The 15,603-nt window shown below is 72.2% G+C and carries 18 protein-coding genes and 1 riboswitch; of the genes, 8 read left to right on the top strand and 10 right to left on the bottom strand.

Translation table 11 applies throughout. From position 1 onward, the window contains the following. Positions 1-25: 25 nt before the first annotated feature. Positions 26-295, top strand: coding sequence for a bacterioferritin-associated ferredoxin (locus B9S57_RS00530; RefSeq protein ID WP_103513538.1), 270 nt, complete (start codon positions 26-28; stop codon positions 293-295). Positions 296-343: 48 nt separating this feature from the next. Here the strand turns inward: B9S57_RS00530 and bfr are convergent, their stop codons facing one another. After that, positions 344-823, bottom strand: coding sequence for a bacterioferritin (gene bfr / locus B9S57_RS00525; protein WP_103513537.1), 480 nt, complete (start codon positions 821-823; stop codon positions 344-346). A gap of 155 nt (positions 824-978) precedes the next feature. Between bfr and B9S57_RS00520 the strand changes: the two genes are divergently transcribed. Then, entirely contained in the window at positions 979-1,611 is a 633-nt protein-coding gene (locus B9S57_RS00520; RefSeq protein WP_103513536.1) for a sulfite oxidase-like oxidoreductase, read from the top strand. A 17-nt stretch (positions 1,612-1,628) separates the two neighbouring features. Here B9S57_RS00520 and B9S57_RS00515 read toward each other — a convergent pair whose 3' ends face one another. From B9S57_RS00515 to thiO, 6 genes are all read right to left on the bottom strand, one after another. Further along, positions 1,629-2,117 (bottom strand): DUF4396 domain-containing protein, encoded by a 489-nt coding sequence (locus B9S57_RS00515; protein ID WP_103513535.1) that lies wholly within the window; start codon positions 2,115-2,117, stop codon positions 1,629-1,631. Positions 2,118-2,196: 79 nt separating this feature from the next. Continuing rightward, entirely contained in the window at positions 2,197-3,054 is an 858-nt protein-coding gene (locus tag B9S57_RS00510) for a deoxyribonuclease IV (RefSeq protein ID WP_103513534.1), read from the bottom strand. Between the two features lie 22 nt (positions 3,055-3,076). Beyond that, positions 3,077-5,002 carry a Stk1 family PASTA domain-containing Ser/Thr kinase gene (gene pknB, locus B9S57_RS00505; protein ID WP_103513533.1) on the bottom strand — a complete coding sequence of 642 codons (1,926 nt, stop codon included), beginning with the start codon at positions 5,000-5,002 and terminating at the stop codon, positions 3,077-3,079. Positions 5,003-5,126: 124 nt separating this feature from the next. Next, entirely contained in the window at positions 5,127-5,921 is a 795-nt protein-coding gene (locus B9S57_RS00500) for a thiazole synthase (RefSeq protein ID WP_103513532.1), read from the bottom strand. 2 nt (positions 5,922-5,923) lie between these two features. Then, a complete protein-coding gene (thiS, locus tag B9S57_RS00495) occupies positions 5,924-6,154 on the bottom strand; it encodes a sulfur carrier protein ThiS (RefSeq protein ID WP_103513531.1) in 231 nt (76 codons plus the stop codon). Next, positions 6,151-7,371 carry a glycine oxidase ThiO gene (gene thiO / locus B9S57_RS00490; protein WP_103513530.1) on the bottom strand — a complete coding sequence of 407 codons (1,221 nt, stop codon included), beginning with the start codon at positions 7,369-7,371 and terminating at the stop codon, positions 6,151-6,153. The genes thiS and thiO overlap by 4 nt, the downstream gene beginning before the upstream one ends. Then, a riboswitch (TPP riboswitch) is annotated at positions 7,369-7,481 on the bottom strand. Its footprint overlaps the gene before it by 3 nt. A gap of 51 nt (positions 7,482-7,532) precedes the next feature. Here thiO and B9S57_RS00485 point away from each other — a divergent pair. The 6 genes from B9S57_RS00485 (at position 7,533) to B9S57_RS00460 (ending at position 12,397) form a co-directional block, all read left to right on the top strand. Further along, positions 7,533-7,874: a hypothetical protein gene (locus B9S57_RS00485; protein ID WP_103513529.1), complete on the top strand. Its 342-nt coding sequence runs from the start codon at positions 7,533-7,535 to the stop codon at positions 7,872-7,874. A gap of 28 nt (positions 7,875-7,902) precedes the next feature. Further along, positions 7,903-9,141: an FAD-dependent oxidoreductase gene (locus tag B9S57_RS00480; protein WP_103513528.1), complete on the top strand. Its 1,239-nt coding sequence runs from the start codon at positions 7,903-7,905 to the stop codon at positions 9,139-9,141. A gap of 62 nt (positions 9,142-9,203) precedes the next feature. Further along, positions 9,204-9,569, top strand: coding sequence for an Rv2175c family DNA-binding protein (locus B9S57_RS00475; RefSeq protein WP_103513527.1), 366 nt, complete (start codon positions 9,204-9,206; stop codon positions 9,567-9,569). A gap of 148 nt (positions 9,570-9,717) precedes the next feature. Continuing rightward, entirely contained in the window at positions 9,718-10,368 is a 651-nt protein-coding gene (thiE, locus tag B9S57_RS00470) for a thiamine phosphate synthase (protein WP_103513526.1), read from the top strand. 116 nt (positions 10,369-10,484) lie between these two features. Next, positions 10,485-11,402 carry a methylenetetrahydrofolate reductase [NAD(P)H] gene (gene metF / locus B9S57_RS00465; RefSeq protein ID WP_103513525.1) on the top strand — a complete coding sequence of 306 codons (918 nt, stop codon included), beginning with the start codon at positions 10,485-10,487 and terminating at the stop codon, positions 11,400-11,402. A 50-nt stretch (positions 11,403-11,452) separates the two neighbouring features. Continuing rightward, positions 11,453-12,397, top strand: a complete 945-nt coding sequence (locus tag B9S57_RS00460) for a hypothetical protein (RefSeq protein ID WP_103513524.1) — start codon at positions 11,453-11,455, stop codon at positions 12,395-12,397. 71 nt (positions 12,398-12,468) lie between these two features. Here the strand turns inward: B9S57_RS00460 and B9S57_RS00455 are convergent, their stop codons facing one another. The 3 genes from B9S57_RS00455 to B9S57_RS00445 all read right to left on the bottom strand — a co-directional run bounded on the left by B9S57_RS00455 (position 12,469) and on the right by B9S57_RS00445 (position 15,585). Then, positions 12,469-13,965, bottom strand: a complete 1,497-nt coding sequence (locus tag B9S57_RS00455) for an NAD(P)/FAD-dependent oxidoreductase (RefSeq protein ID WP_103513523.1) — start codon at positions 13,963-13,965, stop codon at positions 12,469-12,471. A 31-nt stretch (positions 13,966-13,996) separates the two neighbouring features. Further along, entirely contained in the window at positions 13,997-14,614 is a 618-nt protein-coding gene (locus B9S57_RS00450; protein ID WP_103513522.1) for a DUF4126 domain-containing protein, read from the bottom strand. 359 nt (positions 14,615-14,973) lie between these two features. Next, positions 14,974-15,585 carry a TetR/AcrR family transcriptional regulator gene (locus B9S57_RS00445; protein ID WP_103513521.1) on the bottom strand — a complete coding sequence of 204 codons (612 nt, stop codon included), beginning with the start codon at positions 15,583-15,585 and terminating at the stop codon, positions 14,974-14,976. Positions 15,586-15,603 lie beyond the last annotated feature (18 nt).

The following is a 15,603-nucleotide window of genomic DNA, read 5'->3' as shown; positions in this document are numbered from 1 at the left end:
GATCGATCCTCGGGAGGTGAACCGCATGTACGTCTGCTCCTGCTTCGGCATCACGGAGGACCAGGTCAAGAAGCATGCGGACGGCGGAGCGTGCACGCCCCGCCAGATCGCCTCCGCCTGCAGGGCAGGCACCGACTGCGGCGGCTGCGTCCGCAGGATCCAGGCGCTGCTCGGCCGCGGCGACTGCCCGCGCCGTGAGCTCGTCGAAGGGCGTACGGAGCCGGCGGCCGCCCCGGCCGGTTCATCCGCGGGCCTCGGTGCCGCACCGGTCGTCAGGCTCTCCGACGCCGCCTGACAGGGGCGCGCCGGACCGTCGCGGAACCGTGCCGGGACCGTCTGCGGATCAGCTCTCCGGCTGCTCGATCACCTGGGCGATGTAGAGCGCTTCACCGAGCTTCTCGACCAGCTCCAGCTGGGTGTCGAGATAGTCGATGTGGTGCTCCTCGTCCTCCAGGATGGATTCGAAGATGTTCGCCGACGTGATGTCGCCCTTGCCGCGCATCACCTCGATGCCCCGCCTGAGGCGGTCGATCGCCTCCACCTCGACCTGCCGGTCCGCCTGGAACATCTCGGTGACCGTCTGGCCGACCCGCACATGGAAGAGCCGCTGATAGTTGGGCAGGCCGTCCAGGAACAGGATTCGGTCGGTGAGGATCTCCGCGTGCTTCATCTCGTCGAACGATTCTGCCCGGGTGTACTTCGCGAGCTTCGTCCAGCCGAAGTTCTCCTGCATCTTGGCGTGCAGGAAGTACTGGTTGATGGCAGTCAATTCGGCGGTCAGCTGTTCGTTCAGGAACTCGAGGACCTCGGGGTCGCCCTGCATCGCAGAGGCTCCTTCCAACCGGTGAACTGGGCATGTTTGCGCGCATCTTCGCATCGCGCCACGCGGCCGTCCAGTAAGTGCATGCTTAGTACGAGTTGCCCGAATCGGCTCTCCCCTGGTCATGACCACCCCTACCTGTCTGTCACCATGGAGGCATGGGTCAGCCGGAAAGCCGGAAACGCGGCACAGCAGAGCAGTCCGGGCTTCCACCGGGTCAGCGGCTGCAGCGAGGTTGGCCGGTCACCCATTACGGTCCCGTGCCCAAGTTCAAACCGGACCGCTGGGAGTTCCGGGTCTTCGGGGCCACGGCCGACGGTGACAAGCACTGCTGGAATCACCAGGAATTCTCGGCACTCGCCTTCTCGTCCGTCGTCGCGGACCTCCACTGCGTGACGAAATTCAGCATGCTCGGTGCCGAATGGGGCGGAATCCCGGCCCGCGAGATCATGGAACTGGCGCCGCCCGCACCCCACGTCACGCATGTCATGGTCTGGGCCGAATACGGATTCAGCTCGAATCTGCGGCTGGCCGACTTCGCGTCGGACCGGGCGCTGTTCGCCACCCACAAGGACGGCGAGCTGCTCACCGCGGAACACGGATTCCCGCTGCGCCTGGTCGTACCGCATCTCTATGCCTGGAAGGGGCCCAAGTGGGTCCGGGGCATCGAGTACATGACGGCCGACCGCCGCGGTTTCTGGGAGGAGCGCGGCTACCACAACATCGGTGACCCGTGGAGCGAGCAGCGCTACTCCTACCAGGAGGAGCCCGGGGACGGTCCTGAACTCTGACGCCCCCGGGTGGTCGTTCAGTGGTGGCGGTGCACCACCGCGTGACCCTTGCCGCGGCCGATCATCCACTTGTTGACCGGTGTCGTGACGACGAAGGCGGCCGCCAGCGCGATGGCCAGGACGGTCCAGAACGTCGTGTCCGAGAGGTGGGCGTCCATGGCTCCCGGCCAGAGCGCGATCACCCCGTTGTCGATGAGCTCCATCACGGCGATGGAGGCGGTGTCGGCGGCGAGCGCGACCCTGACGGCCGCGCGGAGGCCCATGCCGGAGCTCAGGACCGAGTGCAGGGTCAGCGCGTAGCCGAAGAAGAAGGCCAGGACGATCGCGAGCACCATCGTCCGGACGTTGCCCCAGCCGAGCGCGGTGCCGATCACCATGCCGAGGATCTCGCCGATGGCGCAGCCGGTGAGGCAGTGCAGGGTGGCCCGCGCGGCCATGGCCCAGGACGAGCCCCCGCCGTGCGTGCTGTGGTGTCCCTGGTGCGCGTGGTGTGCGTCGTGCTGCATGAGGAGCCCCCGGAGCTCTGTCGCGGCTACCTGACATCCACCGTAACCACATACCCCCCTGGGGTATTCCATCGCTGTCTCAGCGGGTGTCCCGGAGTTCCTTCAGCCGTGCCACGTCCGCGGCGTGCCCCTCCTTGCCGCCCGGCGTCTCGATGATCAGCGGCACCCCCTCGGTCGCCGGATGCGAGAACAGCTCGGCAAACGGCTCGGCGCCGATATGACCCGCGCCGATGTTCTCGTGCCGGTCCTTGTGGGCGCCCACCACGTCCTTCGAGTCATTGGCGTGGATCAGCTTCAGCCGCCCCTCGCCCACCGTCCCGACCAGCAGATCCAGGGTCTGGCGCATGCCGGAGGGGCCGGCCAGGTCGTGCCCCGCCGCGTAGATGTGGCAGGTGTCCAGGCAGATCCCCAGCTTGGGGTGGGAGTCCATGGCCTCGAAGTACGGGCCGAAGTCCCAGGTCCGCGAGCAGAGCGAGGAGCCCTGGCCGGCGGTCGACTCCAGCAGCAGGAACGGATCGTCGTCATGGGTCAGCTCGTCCAGCAGCGGAAGCATGTGCGTACGCACCTGGGCGAGAGCCACCTCGCGCGGGCGTCCGCCGGTCGCCGAGCCCGTGTGCACCACCACGCCGAGGGCGCCGATCTCTCTCGCCCGGCGCAGCGAGTGGCGCAGCGACAGGACCGACCGCTCGACCGTGGCCTCGGTGTGCGAGCCGAAATTGATCAGGTACGGGGCGTGGACGTACGCCGGAACCGCGTCGGCCGCGCACTCCGAGCGGAACAGCTCGTCCTGCGCCGGATTGCCGGCCGGGGTCGCCCAGCCGCGCGGGTTGGCGACGAAGACCTGCACGGTCTCCGCCGCCAGCTCCCGCGCGTAGCCGAGACCGACCTTGGCCAGTCCACCGGCCACGGGGACGTGGCCGCCTACGGGGTTGCGCATGTGCTGCCTGTCCTTGCCTGATCTACAGAGCCTTGGTCCTGATGGTGATCGTGGAGCCTTCCGGGGCCTTCTCGCCGCCCTCGACCGACTGGCTCTTGACCGTGTCGCTGAAGGAGAGGAACGGGCGGTCCACCTCGACCTCGAACCCCGCGTCCTCCAGTGCGCCGCGGGCCTCGTCGACGTCCTTGCCCGTGACATCGGGGACCGGGAGCATGCGCGGGCCCTTGGAGACCGTCAGCTCCACGGTGTCGCCCTCGGCGGCCTCCGCACCGCTGCCGGGCGTCTGCCGGGCGATGTCGCCGTCCGCCTCGGAGGAGCTGACCCGCTCGGTCAGCACCTTCGCCCTGAGGCCCTCCCCCTCCAGGGCCGCCGTGGCGTCCTCGACGGAGAGACCGGTGACATCGGGTACGTCGACGGGGCTGCCCTTGCTGATCACCAGGGCGACCGCCGAGTCCGGGCGGCGCTCGGTGCCGACGCGGGGATCCGTACGGATCACCTTGCCCCGGTCGATCTCCTCGCTGAACTCCCGGGTCACCATCCCGGGCGCGAGGCCCGTCTCCTTCAGCTCGCGCCGGGCGTCGGCGAGGGCGAGCCCCTCGACGTCGGGCACCTTCACGATCTCCGGGCCGCGCGAGATCACCAGCTTCACCGCGTCGTTGCCACGGATCCGCTCACCGGAGCCGGGATCGCTGCTGATCACCGCGCCGCGCTCCACCGTGTCGCTGTAGGCGCGCTCGACCCCCTTCAGATCGAGGCCCTCGTCCGAGAGCCGCCGCTCGGCGGCGCTCTGGCTCTGGCCCAGGAGGGAGGGCACCCGGGTGAACTGGCCGGAGTTGATGTACCAGACACCCGCACCGGTCCCCAGCGCCAGCAGGACGGCGACGACCAGGGCGAGCATCCCGCGACGGCCCCGGCCCGCGAAGGACCGGCGCCGCCCACGCCCGGGCTCCCCGGGTCCGGACGGGGGCGGCATCTCCAGACGGCTGGTGTGGTGCGCGGTGCCCTGGCCGGCCGGGATCACCCGGGGGATCACGCTCGTACGGTCCTCGCCGGCGTCGTGCGCCTCCGCCAGGGCCCCCGGCGGCATCGCGTCGAGCTGCTCCCCGGTGAGATCCGCCCGTATCTCACGGGACCGCGCGAGGAGCGCCACCGCATCGGCCGGACGCAGATCGGGATTCCGTGCCGTGGCCGCGGCCACCAGCTCGTCCAGCCCGGCGGCCAGGCCCGGAACGGCACCGGACGGCGCCGGGACGTCCTGGTTCAGGTGCTGGTAGATGACCTGGGCGGCGGTGTCCCCGGCGTGGGGCTTGCCGCCGGTCAGCATCTCGTAGAGCACCACACCGCAGGCGTACACGTCGGACCGGGTGTCCGCCGTGCCCTGCTCGATCTGTTCCGGGGCGAGATACGAGACCGTGCCCAGGAGCGAGCCGGTGGTGTCCGTCGCGGTCCCCACCGCCCGTACGAGCCCGAAGTCGGCGACCTTCACCCGGCCGTCGTCCCCTATCAGAACGTTCTCCGGCTTCATGTCCCGGTGGACGAAGCCCGCGCGGTGGGCGGCGCCGAGGGCGGCCAGCACCGGTTCGAGGATGTCCAGGGCGGCACGGGGCTGCAGTGCGCCCCGCTCGCGCAGGACGTCTCGCAGGGTGCACCCGGCGACGTACTCCATCGCCAGGTACACGTAGGCGCCCTGGGCGCCCTGGTCGAAGACACCCACCACATTGGGGTGGGCGAGCCGGGCGACGGACTTGGCCTCGCGGATGAAGCGCTCGACGAACGCGGCGTCGGTCGCCAGCGCCGGGTGCATCACCTTGAGGGCGAGCACACGGTCGAGCCGGGTGTCCACGGCCCGGTAGACCGTGGCCATACCGCCGACGGCGATCCGCGCATCGATGCGATAGCGGCCGTCGAGCAGCTGCCCGACCAAGGGGTCCTGGAGGGTCGTGTCCACAGGGCGAGTCTACGAGCCGGCACGGACACCGCGGACGGGGTCGGGGCCCCGGAGCCGTTCCGGTGCGGAGCCGTGACAGGGGCATGCACGTGCTGTGACCGGGCGACGCCCGCCGGTGCCCGGATCAGAAGGCCGGACGCTCCGGATCCAGCACCGCACGGCCCTCCACCGGGGAGGACGCCTCCGCGAAGTGGCGGCGCGGGATCCGCCCCGCCCGGTACGCGAGGCGCCCGCCGTCCACCGCGTGCCGCATCGCCGCCGCCATCAGCTCGGGTTCCTGGGCCCGGGTCACCGCCGAGGCGAGCATCACAGCGTCACAGCCCAGCTCCATCGCCAGCGCCGCGTCCGACGCCGTCCCGGCACCGGCGTCCAGGATCACCGGGACCTCGGCCCGCTCGACGATCAGCTGGAAGTTGTGGGGGTTGCGGATGCCGAGTCCCGACCCGATGGGGGAGCCCAGCGGCATGATCGCCGCGCACCCCGCGTCCTGGAGCCTGCGGGCCAGGACCGGGTCGTCACTGGTGTACGGAAGGACCGTGAAGCCGTCGTCGACGAGGACCTCGGCCGCGTCCAGCAGCTCGATCGGATCGGGCAGCAGGGTCCGCTCGTCGGCCACCACCTCCAGCTTGATCCAGTCGGTGCCCAGCGCCTCCCTGGCCAGCCGGGCGGTCAGCACGGCCTCACCGGCGGTGAAACAGCCCGCGGTGTTGGGCAGGACCCGGATGGAGAGGCGTTCCAGGACGGAGAGCACCGAGCCCTGCACGGTCGGGTCGAGCCGGCGCATCGCCACGGTCGTCAGCTCGGTGCCCGAGGCGATCAGGGAACGTTCCAGCACGTCGAGGCTGGGGGCCCCGCCGGTGCCCATGATCAGCCGGGAGGAGAACGTGGTGGAACCCAGCGTGAAGAGATCGTCGGACATGGTCAGCCTCCCTGGACGGCGGTCAGGATCTCGACGCGGTCGCCGTCGCGGAGCGCGGTGGCGGACCACTGGCCGCGGGGGACGACGGTCTCGTTGACCGCGGCGGCGACACCGGATCCGGCCGCGGTCAGTCCGGCGACCAGGGTGTCCAGCGCGGTGCGGGCGGGGACGGTGCGGTGTTCTCCGTTGACGGAGACCCGGACGGGGCCGGCGGACGGCACGGACTGTGTCATACGGGCTGCTCCTGCGATGCGGGGGCGGTGGTCACGGGGGAGGGGGGCCGTGAGGCGTCCGACGGGACGGCCGTCGGCGCGAAGCGGCGCGGTGCGAAGGGGCGGCCCAGTTCGGGCAGCTCGCCGGTGGTCAGCACGTGGGCCATCACGTCACCGGTCACCGGGGTCAGCAGCACCCCGTTGCGGTGGTGGCCGGTCGCGAGGTGGAGGCCGTCCAGCGCGGTGGGGCCCAGCAGCGGCGCGTTGTCCGGCGAGGCGGGCCGCAGTCCGGCCCTGGTCTCGGTCAGCGGCAGCTCGGTGATGCCGGGCACCAGCTCGTGGGCGTCCCGGAGCAGCTCGTAGACGCCGCCCGCGGTGACGGTGGTGTCCCAGCCCTGCTCCTCGGTGGTCGCGCCGACCACCAGCTCACCGTTGGCACGCGGCACCAGATAGACGTGGCTGCCGCGCACGACGGCCCGCACCGTCCTGCTGAGGAAGGGGGCGTACGCGGGCGGCACCGTCAGCCGCAGCACCTGCCCCTTGACCGGGCGTACGGGCGGGACGACCGCCTCGGGTATCCCCGCAAGGCGGCCGCTCAGGCTGCCTCCGGCGAGGACCACCTGGCCGGCGGCGAGCTCCGTACCGTCCGCGAGGACGACCCCCGTCGCACGGCCGCCCGTGACCAGGAGCCGCTCGGCCCAGGAGCGGCGGAACCCGACCCCCGTCCGCTCGCAGGCCGTGACCAGCGCCGAGGCCAGCCGCCTGGGATCCACCTGATGGTCCCCGTCGACCCGGAGCCCGCCGCGTACACCGGGGGCGAGCATCGGCTCCAGACGCCGGCACTCACGGCCGGTGAGCCACTCCGACCGCAGCCCCGAACGCTGCTGCAGGGCGTGCAGCTCCCGCAGATGCGCCCGGTCGTCCGAGTCCAGCGCGACGGAGAGCGTGCCGCAGGCGCGGAAGCCGGTCTCCTGCCCGCTCGCCTCCTCCAGTTCGGCCACGAACTCCGGATAGCGCTCCGCGGAGGCCACGTTGAGGCCGAGCAGCATCTGCTCCCCGTAGTGGAGCTCGGTGACGGCGGCGAGCATCCCGGCCGCCACCCGGGCGGCGCCGCCGCCGGGTTCGGGGTCGGCCAGCGTCGTGCTCAGGCCGCGCTGGGCGGACCGCCACGCGGTCACCAGACCGATGATGCCGCCCCCGACGACCAGGACGTCGGAACTCTGTACGGAGGTGCGCATGGGCGTCCAGCCCCTCCCTTCGCCGGCATGACCCGGATCAGGTTCGTACGGTCGGAGGCCGGTCAGCCTCCCTCTCAGCCCGGTGCGTCCGGGCTCCCGCGAGTGTCTTACGGTGGCCAGCCTAGACCCCACCGGCCGCAGCCAGTAAGGGAGCCTCACCCGTGGCCCGTTCGCTCGACGGACTCGTCCTCTCGCCCGTCGCCGACCAGGCGCCCGGCCAGGTCGGCACCCGCACCCGCTTCACGTACCACGAGCGGGACGGGAGGATCTGGGCCGAGTACACCGGCGGCGACATCGTCCGCGGGCATCTCGTCGGAACACGGGCCGCGGACACCCTGGACTTCCGGTACGTCCAGCTGAAACAGGACGGCACCACCTCCTGCGGGCACTGCACATCGACCGTCACGGACCTCCCCGACGGCCGCGTCCGTCTCGAGGAGACCTGGGAATGGGAGTCCAGGGAAGGCAGCGGTACGAGCGTGGTGGAAGAGCTCACTCACTGACGTCACGTCAGGTGATTAGGGTGGACGGGTGAGCGAGCAGACAGAGGATCCGGCAACGGGACACCGGCCGCACGGAGTCGTGATCGTGGGCGCGGGCATGGCCGGGGTGCAGACGGCCGTGGCCCTGCGCGAACTGGGCTTCACCGGCCCGGTCACGCTGATCGGCGCCGAACCCCACCAGCCGTACGACAGGCCGCCCCTGTCCAAGGCGGTCCTGCTCGGCAAGGCCGAGGACTCCGCCTTCGACGTCGACTTCGAGGGGCTGGACATCACCCTGCGCCTGGGGCTCGACGTGGCCGGCCTGCGGGCCGGGGCGCACGAGCTGGACACGGCCGAGGGGCCCGTCCCCTACGACGCGCTGGTCCTCGCCACCGGGGCGGAACCCGTCGGTCTGCCCGGTGCCGAGGGTGTCCCGGGTGTGCACCTGCTGCGCACCCTCGACGACGCCGCACGGCTGCGGCCCGTCCTGGAGCGGCAGCACGACGTGGTCGTCGTCGGCGCGGGCTGGATCGGCGCCGAGTTCACGACGGCGGCGCGTGCGGCCGGCTGCGCGGTCACCGTCGTCGAGGCCGCCGACCGTCCTCTCGCGGGCACGATGCCCGCCGAGGTGGCCGCTCCGATGGCCGGCTGGTACGCCGAGAGCGGAGCCGAACTCCTCACCGGCACCCGGGTCACCCGTGTCGAACAGGGCGCGGTCCGCCTCTCGGACGGCCGGGTGATCCCCGCAGGAGCGGTGGTCGTGGGGATCGGGGCACGGCCCGCCACCGGGTGGCTCGCGGGCTCGGGCATCGCGCTCGGCCCGGACGGCTCGGTCACCGCCGACAGCTCGCTGCGCTCCTCGCTGCCCGACGTCCACGCGGTGGGCGACTGCGCCTCCTTCCCCTCCGCCCGCTACGGGGAGCGGCTGCTGGTCCACCACTGGGACAACGCCCTCCAGGGCCCCCGGGCGGTCGCCGCCGCCCTCGTGAACGGGGCGGCCGGGACGTACGACCCGGTGCCCTACTTCTGGTCCGAGCAGTTCGGGCGCTTCGTGCAGTACGCCGGGCACCACACCGGTGCCGACACCCTCCTGTGGCGGGGCGACCCGGCCGACCCCTCCTGGACGGTCTGCTGGCTGCGGCAGGGGGTCCTGGTGGCCCTGCTGGCGGTCAGCCGGCCGCGCGACCTGGCGCAGGGGCGCAAGCTCGTCGAGGCGGGTGCGCGGATCGATCCGGCGCGGGCCGCCGACTCCTCCGTCCCGCTGAAAACGACGGTGCTCCAGGGGTAGGCACGGCCTCGTACGCCCGGCCCGGCTACCGACTGTCGGTCCGGGATGGCACGCTTGTCCCTGTGACCGAGATTGACGCAAAGATCGATGCTCTCGTCCCTGCCTGGCTCCACCTTCCCGACATCGCGGAAATGCTCGATGTCGAGGTGACGCGCGTCCGGCAGCTGGTCAAGGAAGGCCAGCTGATCGCCGTACGCCGTGGTGAGAACCGGGCGCTCCAGGTGCCTGCCGCCTTCATCGACGGCGACAAGGTGGTCAAGGGCCTCGCAGGGACCCTGACGCTCCTGAGGGACGACGGCTACAACGACGAAGAGATGCTGGACTGGCTCTTCACCCCCGACCCGACCCTGCCCGGCACCCCCGCGCAGGCCCTGAGCGAGAATCGCGGTACGGAGGTGAAGCGCCGGGCCCAGGCGCTCGCCGTCTGACCGGACGACCGTAAGCGGGGTGCGGGCCGCGGCACACGCGGCCCGCACTCCGCCGTTACCGGGGTCCGCCGGCCGGCGGATCACCGACGCACCCGGCGCTCCGGCGCCGCACCAGAGATCCATCGACGCACCGACGGGGGAAACCACCATGCCCACGCCTCGCTCCCAGCTCTCCGGCGCCCGGCTCTATCTGTGCACGGACGCCCGCAAGCGGCAGGGGGACCTCCCGGAGTTCCTCGACGCGGTGCTGTCCGGCGGCGTGGACATCGTGCAGCTGCGGGACAAGGGCTTGGAAGCGGGTGAGGAGCTGGAGCACCTGGAGGTGTTCGCCGACGCCTGCAAGCGCCACGGACGGCTCCTCGCGGTGAACGACCGGGCCGACGTGGCCCACGCCATCGGCTCCGACGTCCTGCACCTCGGGCAGGGCGACCTGCCCGTGCCCGCCGCCCGCGCCGTCGTCGGCGGCGACGTGGTGATCGGCCGCTCCACCCACGCCGAGGCCGAGGTCGACGCGGCCGTCGCCGCGGCGGGCGTCGACTACTTCTGCACGGGGCCCTGCTGGCCCACCCCGACCAAGCCCGGCCGGTACGCCCCGGGTCTCGGCCTCGTGCGCTACGCGGCCTCCCTCGGCACGACGAGGCCCTGGTTCGCCATCGGCGGGATCGACGCGGGCAACCTCGACGAGGTGCTGGACGCCGGCGCGCGCCGCGTCGTCGTCGTGCGGGCGATCACCGAGGCGCAGGACCCGGCCGGGGCCGCGGCCTCGCTCGCCCGGCGCATCCGGGAACGCGCACTCTGAACCGGGCCGCCCGCGTCCGGCGCGCAGCTGTCCGAGGGGTGGACAAAATCCGCCTCATTCCGGTCAATTCGCTCCCTCTTGTTGGGGTACCGCCGGGCCCTGGTTAACCTCCCAGTATGGCCCTTGGCACACCTTCCACCAGGACAGATCACGCGCGCACCGTGCGTGAGCTGCTCGCGACCGGCGAGACGTCGTTCTCGTTCGAGTTCTGGGCGCCCAAGACCGAGAAGGGTGAGCGGAATCTCTGGAACGCCCTGCGCCGGGTCGAGGCGGTGGGACCGAGCTTCGTCTCCGTGACGTACGGGGCGGGCGGCTCCACCCGCGCGGGCACCGTCCGGGCGACCCAGCAGATCGCCGCGGACTCCACGCTGACCCCGGTCGCGCACCTCACGGCCGTCGACCACTCCGTCGCCGAACTGCGCAACATGGTCGGCCAGTACGCCGACGCCGGCATCCGCAACATCCTCGCGGTCCGCGGTGACCCGCCGGGCGACCCGATGGGTGAGTGGGTCGAGCATCCGCAGGGCGTGAAGTACGCGGCGGACCTCGTCCGGCTGATCAAGGAGGCCGGGGATTTCTGCGTCGGAGTCGCGGCATTTCCCGAAATGCATCCGCGCTCCACCGACTGGGACTCCGACATCGGTCATTTCGTGGACAAGTGCCGCGCCGGCGCCGACTATGCGATCACCCAGATGTTCTTCCACCCGGAAAGCTATCTGCAGATGCGTGACCGAGTCGTCGCTGCGGGTTGCGACACCCCGGTCATTCCCGAGGTGATGCCGCTCACCAGCGTCAAACAGCTGGAGAGGTTCGCGCAGCTCAGCAACGCGTCCCTGCCTTCCTCGCTGAAAGACCGCATCCACGCCGCAAAGGACGACCCGGCCGCTGTACGCTCCATTGGGATCGAGTTCGCCACGGAGTTCTGCGCGAAACTGCTCTCCGAGGGTGTCCCGGGGCTGCACTTCATCACGCTCAACAACTCGACGGCGACGCTCGAGATCTACGAGAATCTCGGACTGCACAAGCAGTCCTGACCGGCCGTACCCGCCACCGACCGGGGCGGTGGCCGCAGGAGGGGGCGGGCGTGGGCTGGACGGTCCTCTACATCGCATTCGGGATAGTGGCGCTGTGGCTGCTGGGCGAGGTGCTGCTGCAGTACAAGGCCCGCCTGCGCTGGCGCCTGCTCGCCTTCGCCGGCTTCCTCGGCGTGGTCCTCGGTGTCCTGATCGCCTCCGTGCTGGTGATCGCCGTGGGCGCGATCGCCTTCGCGACGGGCCAGACCTACGTGACGCTCTCCTTCAGGCGCGGCTTCTCGACGGGATGGGCCATAGGCGGCAGCCCGGGTGAGAGCCGCCGGCGCCGCGGGGCTACGGGCCCGGACGACCGGGGGGCCACCCTCGAGGTCTCCGGTCTCGAGTACGAGGAAGCCCCCGCGCCCCAGCACGCGGAGGCCGCCCCCTCGGCGGTCTACGAGCCGGAGCCGATGCCGGACGACACCGGGCAGTACGGCATCTACACCGACCCCGCACCGGCCGGCCGCGACGACCGCCAGGAGCAGCAGCCGCAGTACTCCTCCCACGACCCGTACTCCGGCTACGACGGCCAGGCCGCCCAGGACCCCTACGCCGCCCAGGGCGGCTACCAGGACCAGGGCGGCTACCAGGAACAAGGCCCATACCAGGACCAGGGCACCTACGCCGGCACGTACGACTACGGGACGGACCAGGGGAGCTACGCCGCCTACTCCGACCCCTACACCGGCACCGCCACCACCGCGGGAACCGGGCAGTACGCCCCGTACGACGACACCTACGGCAACGGCAGCGGCTACGACCCCGCCTACGGCACCGGGCAGCAGCCCGCCGATCCGTATGCCGGGCAGTACACCGACACCCCGCCCGGCGGAGTGTGGGTCCCGCAGCAGCGCGAGAGCGACCAGTACCCCCCGCTGCCGCCGGAAGCTCCCGCCCACCCCGCCCCGTACGGCAACGGCTACGACACGGGCCAGAACGAGCAGTACCGCTACTGAGCCGCCGGCCGGCCGCCGCTGTCCGGCGGCCGGTACCGGGTGCGCCGCCCCCGGAATCGCGGGCGGCGGGATCAGCGGGAGCCGCGGAAGCCGTCACCCTCCACGACGAGCCCGGCCACCAGGGCGCCCGACATACCCGCGTGCGCCGTCCCGCCGCCCGGATGGGACCAGCCGCCCGCCAGATACAGCCCCGGCAGCGGGCTGCGGTTCCCCGGGTGCAGATAGGCGCCCCCCGCACCGGCCAGGGCCGGGGGCGGCACCGAGCCGCCCCCGGCGCCGGTCTCGGCCGCGGTCTCGGCGGGCGTCCGCACCTCGGCGTGGAGGATCCGCCCACGCAGCCCGGGAACGGCCTCGGCCCCACGGCCGGTCACCACCTCCGCGAACCGCTCGCGCAGCGCCCCGTCCGTCCAGTCGACCGGACCGTGCGGCGCCACCGTCGCCATCAGGGTCACCGCCTCGTGCTCCTGGTCGGGGCGGGTGGCCGGATCGTCCGGGCGCAGCACGGTCACCGTCGGCTCGTGCGCCGTCCGGCCGCCGAACACCGCCTCCTGCTCCGCGCCCGGGTCCCCGGTGTGCACCACGGTCCGGTGCACGGCACCGGCCTCCCGGGCGTTCCGCAGCGACAGCATGACGAGGAAGCGGCCCGGTACCGGAGCCCCCTGGGTCCCTGCCGGCGGCTCCTCCCTGACCGGCAGGAGTCCGGGCGCCGGCTGCGCGCCCAGGACGACGTGATCGGCCTCCACACCCGTGCCGTCCGCCAGCTCCACGCCTGCCGCCCGGCCGTCCTTCTCGGACACCCGGACCACCTCGGCGCCGAAGACGAAGTCCACCTTGCGGGCCAGACACCGCTCGTACACCGCGTCGGCAAGCGCGCGCATGCCCCCGCCGACGTACCAGCTGCCGAACGTCTCCTCCATGTACGGCAGGAGGGCGGCGGCGGCCGGGGCGCGGCGCGGGTCGAGCCCGTACGACAGGGCGTAGCCGTCGAGCAGGGCGGCGAGCCGGGGATCGGCCAGCTCCCAGGCGCCCACCTCCGCCGGCGTCCCGGCCTGCCGGGCGCCGCGCAGCAGCCTGCGCCGGCGCACCCCGGGGTAGGGATCGCGGCCCAGCGTCTGCCGGTCCTCGGGCAGCGGCTCCTCCAGGAGCGGTCTGCGCGACCGGTTCCAGGCGATGCCGGCCCGGTCCAGGAAGTCGCCCCAGCGCGCTCCGGCGCCCTCGCCGAGCGCCCGGTCCAGCGCGCCGGTCACCCCTGCGCGGGAGGCGTTGGGCAGGGAGACCGCGGTGCCGTCGGCGAAGAGATGACGGCTCGCCGGGTCGACCTGGGTCAGCGTCACGCACTGCTCCAGGCTCTCCTTGCCCGTCTTGACGAACAGGTCGCGGTAGACCGCGGGCAGGTGCAGGAGACCGGGGCCGGTGTCGAAGACGAAGCCGTCACGGGCGTACCGGCCCAGCGAGCCGCCGTAGGTCTCCGAGCGCTCGTACACCGTCACCCGGTGGCCTGCCACGGAAAGCCGGGCGGCCGCCGCCATCGCGCCGGTCCCGGCGCCGATCACCGCAATTCGTGCCATGTCAGTGACCCTACGGGGTGCCACCGACAGGTCAGTCGTGAGGCCGGTACCCGGCCGCCCCGGCCGGGCGTCCCTCCTCGCGCCGCTGCGCCCTGCGGCGCAGGAACCGGCGGATCCGGGAGGCCATGAAGACCAGTATCACCAGGCCCAGCAGCAGCAGGACCCCGGCGACGACCGCGGACGCCACCGGGTGGAAGACCGCGAGGGTGATGATCCCGGCGACGCCGAGGTCCTCCGCCACGCTGACCCCGATGTTGCTGAAGGGCTCCGGGGAGGTGTTCACCGCCATCCTGGTGCCGGCCTTCACCAGATGGCTCAGCAGCGCGGTCGAGCCGCCCACGGCGCCCGCCGCCAGCTCCGGGAGCGATCCGCTCCCACCGGCCAGCAGCGCCGCGACGACCGCCCCCGCGACGGGCCGGATCACCGTGTGGACCGAGTCCCAGGCCGAGTCCACGTACGGGATCTTGTCGGCCACCGCCTCGAGGAGGAACAGAACCCCGGCGGCCACGAGCACATCGGTACGCTGCAGCGACTCGGGCACCTCGTCGGTGAGGCCGGTCGCGCCGAAGAGGCCGAGGAGCAGGACCACCGCGTAGGCGTTGATCCCGCTCGCCCAGCCGCTCGTGAACACCAGGGGGAGTACGGACACGGACGCGATCGTAGCCAGTCGGGGCGGGGCCCGGGTGGGTCCTGGCGCAGGGGCCTGAGTATTCCTACCCAGTGCCGGAGATGAGTAGCGACACGGATGGGCTCTCACCTGCGAGGACGGAAGAGTGGGGACCACGGAAGGGGCGCGGCTCCGGGACCGCCGGCACGGGGCGGCGGAACGGCGCGGCACCCCGGACGCAACGGGGGCGCACGACGCGGGGCTCCGGGACCACGGGGGACGACGGGGTCACGGGGGAGGGCTCCGCGGCGCTACGGGACGCCGGTCCGGCGGAATTCGGGGGGATCGAATTCCGCCGGACCGGCGTTTCCGTGCGCGATGGCCCTTCCAGGCGCGGCGGTTCAGCGCCCGCTGACCCGGCCGTGCAGCAGCAGCGACAGGGCGGAGTGCACGTCGTCGATCGTCCGCTCGGGCTGGAAGGCCTGCCAGTCGAGGGCGGCCACGAGGACCATCCCGACCAGGGCGGCCGCCGTCAGCTGGATGTCGATCTCCTCGCTGAGCTCACCGGCGGCGACGCCCTCCCGGAGCACCCCCTCGACCACGGCGACCGCCTCCTGACGCAGCACCAGGAGGGTCGACTGCCAGGCACGGTTGGTGCGCCAGAGCTCGGCCACGTACAGCTGGGTGAAGGCCGGGTAGCGGTCGATGAAGACGAGACCGGCCCGGATCATCGCGTCCAGTGCCTCCACACGGGTGCCGCCGCGGGCGTCCGTCGAGTCGGCGGCCGACCGCAGCGACTGCGTGAGGAGTCCGACCCCGTGCCGCAGCAGCTCCTCGAAGAGCTCGGTCTTGCTCTTGAAGTTGTAGTAGACCGTGCCCTTGGCGACCCCCGCGCGCTCGGCGATCTCGTCCACCGTCGTCGCGGAGAATCCCTTCTCCGCGATGAGGGTCACCGCCGCCTCGTAGAGCTTCTGCCGGGTGACCTGGCGGCGCGTGGTGCTACTGCTGTCCATACCCTTGATTCTCACAGG

This window comes from Streptomyces sp. SM10 (assembly GCF_002910915.1).
GTDB lineage: Bacteria > Actinomycetota > Actinomycetes > Streptomycetales > Streptomycetaceae > Streptomyces.
Note: the sequence above shows the minus strand (reverse complement) of the source record. Positions and strands in the feature narration are given on the sequence as shown.

Coding starts and splice junctions, on each gene's coding strand:
- B9S57_RS00530 (WP_103513538.1), top strand. CDS start 26: ATGTACGTCTGCTCCTGCTTCGGCATCACGGAGGACCAGGTCAAGAAG.
- bfr (WP_103513537.1), bottom strand. CDS start 823: ATGCAGGGCGACCCCGAGGTCCTCGAGTTCCTGAACGAACAGCTGACC.
- B9S57_RS00520 (WP_103513536.1), top strand. CDS start 979: ATGGGTCAGCCGGAAAGCCGGAAACGCGGCACAGCAGAGCAGTCCGGG.
- B9S57_RS00515 (WP_103513535.1), bottom strand. CDS start 2,117: ATGCAGCACGACGCACACCACGCGCACCAGGGACACCACAGCACGCAC.
- B9S57_RS00510 (WP_103513534.1), bottom strand. CDS start 3,054: ATGCGCAACCCCGTAGGCGGCCACGTCCCCGTGGCCGGTGGACTGGCC.
- B9S57_RS00500 (WP_103513532.1), bottom strand. CDS start 5,921: ATGTCCGACGATCTCTTCACGCTGGGTTCCACCACGTTCTCCTCCCGG.
- thiS (WP_103513531.1), bottom strand. CDS start 6,154: ATGACACAGTCCGTGCCGTCCGCCGGCCCCGTCCGGGTCTCCGTCAAC.
- thiO (WP_103513530.1), bottom strand. CDS start 7,371: ATGCGCACCTCCGTACAGAGTTCCGACGTCCTGGTCGTCGGGGGCGGC.
- thiE (WP_103513526.1), top strand. CDS start 9,718: ATGCCCACGCCTCGCTCCCAGCTCTCCGGCGCCCGGCTCTATCTGTGC.
- metF (WP_103513525.1), top strand. CDS start 10,485: ATGGCCCTTGGCACACCTTCCACCAGGACAGATCACGCGCGCACCGTG.
- B9S57_RS00455 (WP_103513523.1), bottom strand. CDS start 13,965: ATGGCACGAATTGCGGTGATCGGCGCCGGGACCGGCGCGATGGCGGCG.
- B9S57_RS00445 (WP_103513521.1), bottom strand. CDS start 15,585: ATGGACAGCAGTAGCACCACGCGCCGCCAGGTCACCCGGCAGAAGCTC.